Consider the following 11,394-nt stretch of genomic DNA (forward strand, 5'->3'; position numbering starts at 1 on the left):
AGGGTCTTCGCCACGGGGGAGGTATGACAAGCATAACCTCCCCGTGGACACGTCGCTGCGCTCAGCGTTTTACGTTATCGGTCTGCTCGATGAAGCGCGCCACGTTGTCGTGCAGCAGTTTCAGCGACTCTTCGTGCGCGTACACCATGTGGCCCGACGGGTACCAGGCATAGCTGACGTTGTTCATCAACGCCGGCTGGACGGGCATGTGGTGCATTTCGTAGTCGGCGGCGTAGAACGGGGTGGCGAGATCGTAGTAGCCACCGTTGAGCAGAATCTTGAGATTCGGATTGGTCTTCATGGCCATTGCCAGGTCGGGCATCACGTTGACGGCACCGTCGTGGTTGTTGTGCTTGAAGTCCCACTCCTTGATGTCTGCGAATTCGCGGTAATTCTGCTCCTGACCGAACTTGAGATCTTTGCGCACATAGTCGTTGAAGGCGGCGATATAGGCGGAGCTGATCGATGAGGATTGCGGATCGTATTCGGCTTCCTTGCTTAGCGGGTCGAGCGACGGGCCGGCGAAACGCGTATCCAGGCGGCCGGTGGTGTCGTTGGTGTCGCCCAGCAGTTCGTGCTCGAACATGCCGCCGGTGACACGCAGGTTGGCTTTGATCAGATAAGCCACCGGTAGGCCGGTGTATTGATGCAGCTTTTCCGCAACGGCTTGCTTGCGCGCGTCATCGAGGCGCGAACCGGCCATCAGCGCTTGTGCGTAATCGCCTAGCGCGAACTGTTCCACTTCCTGCAAGAAAGGCTCCAGGTCCGCCGGCGCCTGTGGCAGCTTGTGGTGGTAGTACGCCGTGGCGGCGTAGGTGGGCAGCGCCAGTTCGTAGGGCAGGTCGACACCGGGGTTCTGGTCGGGGCCGTCGATGCTGGTGTCGAAGTTGAGAATCTGCGACAGCAAGATCACGCCGTTGAGATCGACGCTGTTTTCGTTTTCCAGATCGTTGGCCACCACGGCAGAGCGAGTGGTGCCGTAGCTTTCGCCGAACAGGTATTTCGGCGAATTCCAGCGGCCGTAGCGCGACAGGAACTGGGTGATGAATTGTGCGAAGGCGTGCCCGTCGCCGTCGACGCCGTAGATTTCCTTGCGGCGATCCTTCATCTGCTCTTCGCGCTTGCTTGCGTCCGATTCGTTGGCAATCAGGCGGCTGAAACCCGCACCCGGCGCGTCGATGAAGACGAGGTCGGAGGCGTCTAACAAGCTGTAGTCATTGTTGACGAGCTGGTAAGGCGCTGCGGGCGTGTGGCTGTCGTCCTTGGTGATCACGCGGCGCGGACCGAACGCGCCCATGTGCAGCCACACCGTGGCTGAGCCCGGACCACCGTTGTAGATGAAGGTAATGGGGCGTTTGGTTGCATCGTCGCTTTTCTTGAAATAGGCGACATAGAACATGCTGACGGTGGGGTCGTTCTCTTTGTCGTCTTTGCCATGCAGCACGATGGTGCCGGCGACGGCCTTGTATGCGATGCGCTTGCCTTCGACGGAAACCGAGCCTTCGCTGGTGGAGGCCTGCGGCTTCAACAGCGCAGCTTCGGGTTTTGCTTCGTCCGGCGGTGTTTTGTCTTTCTTGTCGGCGGCGGCGGCGTTGCCGAGCAGCATTACGGCAAGGGCTATAGCGAGCGGAAGCTTGCGCATGGACGGACGTTCCCCGGGGACTGGCGCAAGGCGCCGACCGCCCAGCTTAGGCAGATGGTAGGTGGGTTTCACACCCCAGAAGTCACGGCTATAGCCTCGATGCCGGCGACCAGAAAAGGAGACTCGATAGCGCTACTTCAACGCTTCCGTAAGCGGTGCCTGCTTTGCGTCCGGCAAGGAGACGTCGAGGATCTTGGCGATGGTGGGCGCCACGCGCAGGTTGGTGATGGCACCGAGATCGACACCGCGGCGAATATGCGCACCGGAAGCGATGAAGAGCGCCTCCATGTCGGCGTTGGTATTGAGATAACCGTGCGCACCCCGCGCTGGGGCGATGTCGCGCATCATGGGCGCGTCCGTGCCGTCTATAAAGGCGTAGCCCGGCTTGGCGACCAGGTACACATCGGATGCCTGGTCCGTCGCCTTCAGCGAAGGAATGCCGAACTGTTGCGACTCCTCGTTGGTATAGACATGGGCAATGCCGGGCACGCGCTCGAAGTAGGCTTTCAGCTTCGGCACCAGCGCTGCGCGCATGGCCTTATCGCGAATGAACAAGGAGGCTTCGCCACCTTCGGGTAGAAACCACACCTTGCCTTTGAAACTACCGCCCTGCATTCGCAGTAGTCCTTGTTGCACCAGGGCAACGTTGGGACGAATCGTATGCGTGTAGCTCGCGAAGCCGTGATCGGAAGCAATGATAAACGTGATGCGATCGAGCAGCCCTGCAGCGCGCGCGGCGTCGATCAGCCGTGCGATAGACGCATCGGCGGCAGCAAAAGCGGCATAGGCGGCCGGTGAAAGTGCGCCGTATTCGTGTTGAAGCGTGTCGGTCTGGAGCAGATGGAACAGCAACAGATTGGGCGTATGCCGGGTCAGGATATCGATCGCGGCATCGGTCCAGATCTGGTCTCGCCATGCCGGGCTGTCGTTGCTGCCAAACGTGGCGATGTCGTTCTGCGTGACGAGCCCCTGCGCCACCAGGTCCCGCGCGATCGGGCTCTCGACGTCGGGCCGTTCGGCGAATGACCAGCGGATGTGATTCGCGCCGTAGATCGCGACCCAATCCACTTGTCCGGTCGACATGCCTTTTTCAGCGAGGGCGTCGTACAGCGTGCGCGCGTGCACGAGTTCGTCCTTGGGCACCCAAGGCTTCACTTCGAGCGCGCTGCCATCGGAAGGTGCGGTGATGAGCCCGTTGGCCATCACGTGATGCCCACTGGCGTTGACGCCGGTGATCAGCGCCGTGTGGTTCGGCCAGGTCACCGTGGGGTTGATCGGCTGCATCGCTTCGGCGTGCGCGCCGTTGGCCTCCAGCATGCGCAACGTGGGCATCGGCAATCGCGGATCCTGAAGCGCGCGCGCCGGGAATCCATCGATCGTGATGAGCACGACGATCGGCCCACTGGTGGCGGCCGTGCCATCATTCGTTGGGAGCGACGTTGCACTGCGAACATCAGCAGTGTGAGTAGTTTCGCTGGCGGCGTCGGATGTGTCATGCCCGGCTGCGTCACCGATCAACAGCGCTGTAACGATAAAGGCTGCAGCAACGAGCTGACGCGCGAAATCGATCAACGTCCTAGCCACCCTTCACGCCGCGCAGATGCGCGGCCTCACGCGCCAGCTGTTCAATACCTGCCCAATCGCCGCTGTTGAGCTTGTCGTTCGGCGTTAGCCATGAGCCACCGACGCAGAGCACGTTGGGCAACGCGAGGAAATCCGGCGCGCTCGAGAGCGTAATGCCGCCGGTGGGGCAGAAGCGCAGTTGCGGAAGCGGACTGGCCCAGGCACCCAGCAATTTCGCGCCACCTGCCGGTACAGCGGGGAAAAATTTCAGATGGCGATAACCGCGTTCGAGCAGATTCATCGCTTCACTCGCGGTCGCAACACCCGGCAGCAGGGGCAATGCGCTGTCGTCTGCCGCTGCAAGCAGGTTCGGCGATACGCCCGGCGAGACCGCAAAGCGCGCACCGGCTTGCTCGGCGGCATGAAAATCTTTCGCCGTGAGTACGGTGCCGACGCCGACCACGGCGCCTTCCACTTCAGCAGCGATCGCGCGAATCGCATCGAGTGCGGCCGCGGTACGCAAAGTCACCTCGATCGCGGGAATACCGCCAGCTACCAGTGCGCGCGCCATCGGCACGGCGTGTTTCGCGTCATCGATGATGACCACCGGAATCACCGGTGCCAGGCGCATGGTGGCTTCGACGTGTCGCTGCTTTTCTTCGATGTTCATCAAGCTTCCTCGTGATGTGGCGATCACAGCACACCGGCGCCGAGATCGGCGGCCATGGCGTTGCGGCGGAACATACCGAACAGTTCGCGGCCCATGCCGTGCTGGTGTTTCGAAAGATCTTCGATGGCTGGCGTGCGTGCGGCGAATTCAGCGGCATCGACCAAGACATCGAGCTTTCCGTGCTCGGCATCGAGACGGATGATGTCGCCGTCGCGGATTTTTGCAATGGGACCACCGTCGTCCGCCTCTGGTGTGACGTGAATCGCCGCGGGCACGCGTCCGCTGGCACCGGACATGCGGCCGTCGGTCACCAATGCGATGCGATGGCCACGATCCTGCAACACGGCCAGCGTGGGTGTGAGCTTGTGCAGTTCCGGCATGCCGATGGCACGCGGGCCCTGGAAACGCACGACGGCGATGAAGTCGCGGTTGAGTTCACCACGGTCGAATGCGCGCTTGATCTCGTCCTGATCATGAAATACCACCGCAGGCGCTTCGATCACCAGGCGGTCATCCGGCACCGAGGACACTTTGATCACGGCGCGGCCGATATTTCCGTGCACCATGCGCAAACCGCCGTCGGCGCGGAACGGCTCGCTGACGCCGCGCAGCACACCGCGGTTGCCGCTTTCCTTCAGCACCGGCGTCCACATCAGCTCACCGGATTCGGCGAGCGTGGGCACTTTCGTGTAGCCCGCCAGATTCGTGCCGGCGATAGTGAGCGCATCGCCATGCAACAGGCCCGCGCTCAACAGTTGATCGATCAGGAATGCCATGCCGCCGGCTTCGTGGAACTGGTTCACGTCGGCATAGCCATTGGGATAAACGCGCGCAAGCAGCGGTATCACCGACGACAACGCGTCGAAATCTTCCCAGCGCAACGCAATGCCGGCCGCCTGCGCGATCGCTACCAAGTGCAACAAGTGATTGGTGGAACCGCCAGTAGCATGCAGACCGATCACGCCGTTGATAATGGCGCGCTCGTCGATGATGTGACCGATGGGCAGGTTTTCGCCCCGCTTGCCCAGCGCTGCGCAGCGACGTACCGCTTCCGCGGTGAGCGCGTCGCGCAACGGCGTGTCGGGCGCGACGAAGCTGGCGCCGGGCAAGTGCAGGCCCATGATCTCCATCAGCATCTGGTTGGAGTTGGCGGTGCCGTAGAAGGTGCAGGTGCCGGGCGCGTGATAGGAACCCGCTTCGGCTTCCAGCAATTCGGCGCGGTTGGCTTTGCCTTCCGCGTAGGCCTGGCGCACTTTGGATTTCTGTTCGTTGCTGATGCCGCTGGGCATGGGACCGCTCGGCACGAATATGCCAGGCAGATGGCCGAAGCTCAGCGCGCCAATCAGCAGGCCCGGCACGATCTTGTCGCAGATGCCCAAATACAGCGCGCCGTCGAACATGTCGTGCGACAACGCCACCGCGGTAGCCATGGCGATCAGGTCGCGCGAGAACAACGACAGCTCCATGCCGGAGCGACCTTGCGTGACACCATCGCACATCGCCGGCACACCGCCGGCTACCTGCGCGGTGAAACCCGCATCGCGCGCGACCTCACGGATGAAGGTGGGATAGCGCTCATACGGCTGATGCGCAGAAAGCATGTCGTTGTAAGCCGTGACGATGCCGATATTCGGCGTATGGCCTTCGCGCAGCGCGGCTTTGTCCTGCGTGCCGCAGGCGGCGAATCCATGAGCGAGATTGCCGCAAGAAAGACGTGCACGATGCGTGCCTTCGACGGACGCATCATGGATACGGTCGAGATAGGCGCCGCGTGTGTCGCGGCTGCGCTCGCGCACGCGCTCGGTGACTTCGGCTACAACGGGATGCAAACTCATGTTCAACTCCAGATCGCACGAACGGATGCGCGATCGATCAAGAAATCCGGCACGTTTGCAGGATTGAAAAGAGCGGGCGGAAAGCCTCCATCACGGGCACCAGTAGATTTCCAAATGCTGCGCGCGACGCAGCACACTGGCGATGGGCAGTGGGCTACCGGCTTGCTCGGCCTGCTCCAGCACGACGCGCTTATCGGGCCCTTCGATGTGCAAATACAAGGAGCGTGCCTGCAACAGCACCGGCAAGGTGAAGGTGATGCGCGGTTCGCCGGCGCCCGGTGCGCGCATTGGTACGACCTGCGCGGTATTGGCGATATCCAGCGCTTCGGCAAGACGGTCGCCCCCAGGAAAGAACGATGCGGTGTGACCGTCCGGACCCATGCCGAGTACGACCACATCGAGCGGCAACCTCATCGCCGCTACACGCGCGCGCACTTCGCCGATGCCCGCTTCCGGCGTGGCCGCTTCCACATACAGCGGCACGAATTCCGCATCGGCCGCGTTGTGTCGCAGCAACAGTGCTTCAACCATGCGCGCGTTGGAACGCTCGTCGGTATCCGGCACCCAGCGTTCGTCGACCAGAGTCACCGTGACGCGCGACCAATCCAGCGTTTCATGCGAAAGACGCTCGAACAGACGCTTGGGCGTGCTGCCACCCGATACTGCGATCGACGCCTCGCCACGCGCTTCGATCGCCGCGCGCAGATCCTCGGCGATACGTACGGCTAGCGACGCAGCCAATGCATGGCCGTCCTCGAAGGCGTGGATGGATGATGGTGCAGCCACTACTCGTTGTCCTCATCCCAGGTGCGCCCGTCGCGTTCGATCAACGCGACCGCCGAACTCGGGCCCCATGTTCCAGCCGTATATGGACGTGGCGCTTCACCGCCGGCGGCCCAGGCGGCCAGGATCGGATCGGCCCAGCGCCATGCCGCTTCGACTTCATCGCGGCGCATGAACAGGGTGGGGTTGCCGCGCACTACATCGAGCAGCAGACGCTCGTAGGCATCCGATTGTTGTGCGCCGAACGCCTCGGCAAAACTCATATCCAACGGCACGTGGCGCAGACGCAAGCCGCCCGGCCCAGGGTGCTTGATGGTGAGCCATAGCTTGACGCCTTCGTCCGGCTGCAATCTCAACACCAGGCGATTTTGCGCCAGCGGACCTGCAGAGGCGCTGAAAATCGAGTGCGGCACGGGCTTGAAGGCCACCACGATTTCCGACACCCGTTCGGCCAGTCGCTTGCCGGTGCGCAGATAGAACGGCACGCCCGCCCATCGCCAGTTGCCGATCTCGGCTTTCAGCGCGACGAAGGTTTCGGTGTTCGATTTCTGGACTTTCGTCTTGCTGTCGTTGTTCAAGTCCTCGATGTAGCCCGGCACGCTCTGCCCTTCGGCCACACCGGCGCGGTATTGGCCGCGCACGGTGAGCTGTGCGGCGTTGCTGTCGTCGATGGTCTTGAGTGCGTGCAGCACTTTCAGCTTTTCGTCGCGCACCGCATTGGGCGAAAGCGATGCAGGCGGCTCCATGGCCACCATACAGAGCAGCTGCAACAGATGGTTCTGCACCATGTCGCGCAGCGCGCCCGCATGGTCGTAATACGGACCGCGTCGGCCCACGCCCAGCGTTTCGGCGACGGTGATCTGCACGTGATCGATATGTCCCGCATTCCACAGCGGCTCGAACAGGGCGTTGCCGAAGCGCAGCGCCAGCAGGTTCTGCACGGTTTCCTTGCCGAGGTAGTGATCGATGCGGAAGGTCTGCGATTCCGCGAACACACTGCCGACGTCGTCATTGATGCGGTTGGCGCTCGCCAGATCGTGGCCGATCGGCTTTTCCAGCACCACGCGCGACTCGCCCTTGTTGAGGCCGTAGTGGCCCAGGCGCTGGCAGATGTCGACGAACAACTCCGGCGACGTGGAGAGATAGAACACGCGCACGTTGTCGGGCTGTTCGGCCATCAGCTTGGCGAAGTCGTCCCAGCCGTCGTCCTTGCGCGCGTCCAGCGGGCGATAGCCCACCAGCTTGAGGAACGCATCGAGCTTGGCCGGCTGGGAGTCGGCGGCACCGTTGAGCGCGGAGCGAATCTGCGCGCGATAACCGTCGTCGTCCAGCGCCTCGCGCGCCACACCAATGATGCGGCTGCCGGCCTGGATCTGGCCGTCAACGAAGCGATGGAACAGGGCAGGGAGCAATTTGCGCACGGCCAGATCGCCAGTGCCGCCGAAAATCACCAGATCGAAGGTATCGACCGGTTGAGCAGGTGCAGTCACAACTCACCTCTTACTGATGCTGGCTGGCCACGGGGGTGCGGCCGCCGGGGGAATCTGGATCGTACCAATGACATACCAGGCAATACCAGTCCTTTGTGCAGTGCAATCGTATGCAAAATTTTCCTAAGGGGCCGGGACTTGGGCGCAAGCCCCTGTTGTACAAGTGGTTCGGCATTGGTATGGTGCGCTACCTATGCAAAATGCCCTGGCCGACGAATACCGGCGCCTTAGCCGCGATACGACCACCCACCAGCCGCTGGCCTACCTGCGGCTGCGCCGGGCTATTCGCAATGTGATCCAACATCGTGACATCGAGCCGGGTCAAACCCTGCCGAGCGAGCGGGATTTATCGCAAGCGCTGGGCCTGTCGCGCGTGACCGTGCGCAAAGCCATTGCCGGCCTGGTCGAGGAAGGTCTGCTGACCCAGCGCCACGGCGCGGGCACCTTCGTCGCCGAACGCATCGTCAAACCGATGTCGCGGCTGACCAGCTTTACCGAAGACCTGCGCGCCCGCGGCCTGCATCCGCGCTCGGAATTCTTCGAGCGCAGCGTGGGCGAGGTGACGCCGGAAGAATCGATGGCGCTGAACCTGTCGCCCGGCGTGCTCGTCGTGCGCCTACATCGCGTGCGTTACGCGGAAGACGAACCGTTGGCGATCGAGCGCAGCGTCGTGCCCGCCAGCGTGCTGCCCGATCCGCACGAAGTGCACGACTCGCTCTATGAAGCGCTGGAACATCACAACTGCCGGCCCGTCCGTGCATTGCAACGTCTGCGCGCGGTACTGCTAGGGGCACGGCAAGCCCGCCTGCTGCACGTGACTACCGGCAGTGCGGGTTTGCACATCGAACGCCGCGGCTTTCTCGATGATGGCCGCGTGGTGGAGTTCACTACGTCGTGGTATCGCGGCGATATCTACGATTTCGTGGCAGAACTGCAGACGGACTGACCCCCGTCGTTTGCCCCCGAAGGCCCCCACCAGCTACAGTTCACGCGTTTCGGGTGTCCCTTAGGTCTATCCAAAAGGGATGAAACGGGAAGCCGGTGCGCTGTTTCGCACAGCAAGGCCGGCGCTGCCCCCGCAACGGTAAGCGAGCGTTTTACGAACGGTTACACGCCACTGTGCTGAACGCATGGGAAGGCATCGTTCGACGGTATGCGTTTCGTGCATGCCACTCGCGAGTCCGGAGACCGGCCTGATTCGATGGTTCTGGCGACTCGCGGCGGGCGAGGCTCGGATCGCGTGCTTTGGCCTTTGTCGCCCGCCCGCTATTCCGTTCCTCTTGCATTGCATGGTCGCCGGCTTATTTATCTACGCCGCGCGGGGCCGTGCGGCAGGGGAACCGACATCATGTTGAAGAAAACATCGCTGGCAGCCGCGCTGCTCAGCCTTGGATTGGCCACTACAGCCTCATACGCCCAGACCGTTGCGACCAATCAAAGCAGCACGCTGGAGCCGGTGATCGTCACCGCGACGCGTACCGCGATCACCGAGGACAATTCCTTGTCCTCGGTGACCGTGATCACGCGCGAAGATATCGATCGTTTGCAACCGACGTCACTGGTGGATTTGCTTACCGGCCTGCCTGGCGTGTCGATCACGCAGAGCGGCGGTATCGGGCAGCTGACTGGGCTGTATGTGCGCGGTACGAACGCCACGCATACGCTGGTGATGATCGACGGCGTGCGCATCGGTTCGGTGAGTATCGGCCTGCCGGCGCTGGAACAGATTCCGGTGGAGGCGATCGACCGTATCGAGATCGTGCGCGGTCCGCGCTCCAGTCTTTATGGTGCCGATGCGATCGGCGGCGTGATCCAGATCTTCACGCGTCACGGTCAGCCCAATGGCGGCATCGCGCCTTCGCTCAGTGTGACGAGCGGTAGCCACGGCTATATCAACAGTCAGGCCGGTATTTCCGGCGGCGATGCGCACCTTTGGTACAACGCCAGCCTGGGCGGCGAGTACACCAGCGGCATTCCTGCCTGTCGCTTGGGTGCGGCAGAGCTCGGCGTGGGCTGCTTCGTGGATGATCCGCGCAATGACGCGTATCGCAACTGGAACGGCTTCGCCAACTTTGGCTACCGCTGGGACAACGGCACCGAACTGGCCTTTGACTGGCTGCGCAGCAAGAGCGATGTGGAATACGCCGGCAGTCCGTTTGGCGGCAACGATGCGATCGAAGAACAAGAGGTGGCCGGCGCGCGGTTGAGTTTCGCGCCGCTGGATATCTGGAAAGTGACGTTGAACGCCGGGCAGAGCAGGGACGACGATGTCACCTTTTATCAAGGCACGTATGTCGGTACGTACTACCCACGCATGGCGACCGGCTATTTCGATTCGCGCCGCAACCAAGCGTCGTGGCAAAACGACATCACGCTCAGCACCAACCAGTTACTGAGTGTCGGTGTCGATTATCAGCAAGAGCATATTTTCAGCGACACGGGTTTCCAGGAGACCACTCGCGGCGACACCGGCACGTTTGCGCAATACCAGGGCACATTCGGTCAGAACGAAGTGCAGCTGTCGGCACGCCATGACCACAACGACCAGTTCGGCAACCACAACACCGGCGCTGCCGCGTGGGGTTACCACTTCGACCAGGGTCTGGTGCTATCGGCGAGTTATGGCAGCGCGTTTCACGCGCCGACGTTCGACGACCTGTACTTCCCGGCGTTCGGCGGTGTGCCCACGGCCAACCCCGACCTGCGGCCGGAAACGTCCCGCAGCGCCGAAATCGGACTTACGCAACAGCTGACCGGCTGGAACTGGGGCGTCAATGCATACCAGACCCGCATCTCCAACCTGATTACGCTGAATACCGCCTTCGTGCCGATGAACCTCAGCCGCGCGCTGATTCGCGGTATCGAAGGTCAGTTCGGTTTCAATCTGGACGACTGGCGGGTGCAGAGCTACCTGACCTTGCTGCAGCCGAAGAACGATGACGGCGGCCCCGACAACGGCAAGCTGCTGCCGCGACGTGCCAAACAAACGGCGCGTGTGGATGTGGATCGCAGCTTCGGCAAGTTCGCGGTGGGCGCCACGTTCTTCGCTTCTGGCGCGCGCTATGACGACACCGCCAATGTGTACCGCATGGGCGGTTACGCCACCACCGATCTGCGTGCCAGCTATGCCTTTGCGCCGGCTTGGCGCGTCGAGGCGCGGCTGGCGAACGCGTTCGATCACAACTACGAAACGGCCTATTACTTCAACCAGCTGGGGCGTACCTGGTACCTGACGCTGCGCTATAGCCCGGCCAATCGCTAAGGCAAGACTTCAACCCGTCGTCCCGGCGAAAGCCGGGACGACGGGAAATCACCTCGATAGGAAAATCCGCTCCATGTCTTCCGGCACGGCCGGACTTCAGGCACATTCGCGGGGATAGCCCCACAAGGCATAAGGTGCCCATGGATATG

At 62.3% G+C, this 11,394-nt stretch carries 8 protein-coding genes and 1 riboswitch; of the genes, 2 read left to right on the forward strand and 6 right to left on the reverse strand.

Annotated elements, in window-relative coordinates; all coding sequences use genetic code 11:
• Window positions 1-61 precede the first annotated feature (61 nt).
• The 6 genes from QQL64_RS01015 to zwf all read right to left on the reverse strand — a co-directional run bounded on the left by QQL64_RS01015 (window position 62) and on the right by zwf (window position 7,983).
• Window positions 62-1,642: a S10 family peptidase gene (locus tag QQL64_RS01015; protein WP_284395158.1), complete on the reverse strand. Its 1,581-nt coding sequence runs from the start codon at window positions 1,640-1,642 to the stop codon at window positions 62-64.
• A 132-nt stretch (window positions 1,643-1,774) separates the two neighbouring features.
• Window positions 1,775-3,226: an alkaline phosphatase family protein gene (locus QQL64_RS01020; RefSeq protein WP_284395159.1), complete on the reverse strand. Its 1,452-nt coding sequence runs from the start codon at window positions 3,224-3,226 to the stop codon at window positions 1,775-1,777.
• The gene (locus QQL64_RS01025) at window positions 3,219-3,875 is read right to left on the reverse strand and encodes a bifunctional 4-hydroxy-2-oxoglutarate aldolase/2-dehydro-3-deoxy-phosphogluconate aldolase (RefSeq protein WP_284395160.1); all 657 of its coding nucleotides are present in this window, start codon (window positions 3,873-3,875) and stop codon (window positions 3,219-3,221) included. Before QQL64_RS01025 ends, QQL64_RS01020 begins: the two co-directional genes overlap by 8 nt.
• A 23-nt stretch (window positions 3,876-3,898) precedes the next feature.
• Window positions 3,899-5,710 (reverse strand): phosphogluconate dehydratase, encoded by a 1,812-nt coding sequence (gene edd, locus QQL64_RS01030; protein ID WP_284395161.1) that lies wholly within the window; start codon window positions 5,708-5,710, stop codon window positions 3,899-3,901.
• Between the two features lie 90 nt (window positions 5,711-5,800).
• Window positions 5,801-6,496, reverse strand: a complete 696-nt coding sequence (gene pgl / locus QQL64_RS01035; protein ID WP_284395162.1) for a 6-phosphogluconolactonase — start codon at window positions 6,494-6,496, stop codon at window positions 5,801-5,803.
• A complete protein-coding gene (gene zwf, locus QQL64_RS01040) occupies window positions 6,496-7,983 on the reverse strand; it encodes a glucose-6-phosphate dehydrogenase (protein ID WP_284395163.1) in 1,488 nt (495 codons plus the stop codon). Before zwf ends, pgl begins: the two co-directional genes overlap by 1 nt.
• A gap of 193 nt (window positions 7,984-8,176) precedes the next feature.
• Here zwf and QQL64_RS01045 point away from each other — a divergent pair, with 193 nt between their 5' ends.
• Together QQL64_RS01045 and QQL64_RS01050 are read left to right on the forward strand one after the other, a co-directional pair.
• Window positions 8,177-8,929 carry a GntR family transcriptional regulator gene (locus QQL64_RS01045; RefSeq protein ID WP_284395164.1) on the forward strand — a complete coding sequence of 251 codons (753 nt, stop codon included), beginning with the start codon at window positions 8,177-8,179 and terminating at the stop codon, window positions 8,927-8,929.
• 34 nt (window positions 8,930-8,963) lie between these two features.
• Window positions 8,964-9,194: riboswitch (cobalamin riboswitch) on the forward strand.
• A 137-nt stretch (window positions 9,195-9,331) separates the two neighbouring features.
• Window positions 9,332-11,245 (forward strand): TonB-dependent receptor domain-containing protein, encoded by a 1,914-nt coding sequence (locus QQL64_RS01050; protein ID WP_284395165.1) that lies wholly within the window; start codon window positions 9,332-9,334, stop codon window positions 11,243-11,245.
• Window positions 11,246-11,394: the final 149 nt, after the last annotated feature.

Origin of the sequence: Dyella lipolytica (genome assembly GCF_030160075.1) — a bacterium.
GTDB classification, from domain to species: domain Bacteria; phylum Pseudomonadota; class Gammaproteobacteria; order Xanthomonadales; family Rhodanobacteraceae; genus Dyella_B; species Dyella_B lipolytica.

Excerpts from the sequence above, each read along its gene's own strand:
- QQL64_RS01015 (WP_284395158.1), bottom strand. The coding sequence starts at position 1,642 with ATGCGCAAGCTTCCGCTCGCTATAGCCCTTGCCGTAATGCTGCTCGGC.
- edd (WP_284395161.1), bottom strand. The coding sequence starts at position 5,710 with ATGAGTTTGCATCCCGTTGTAGCCGAAGTCACCGAGCGCGTGCGCGAG.
- QQL64_RS01025 (WP_284395160.1), bottom strand. The coding sequence starts at position 3,875 with ATGAACATCGAAGAAAAGCAGCGACACGTCGAAGCCACCATGCGCCTG.
- QQL64_RS01045 (WP_284395164.1), top strand. The coding sequence starts at position 8,177 with ATGCAAAATGCCCTGGCCGACGAATACCGGCGCCTTAGCCGCGATACG.
- QQL64_RS01050 (WP_284395165.1), top strand. The coding sequence starts at position 9,332 with ATGTTGAAGAAAACATCGCTGGCAGCCGCGCTGCTCAGCCTTGGATTG.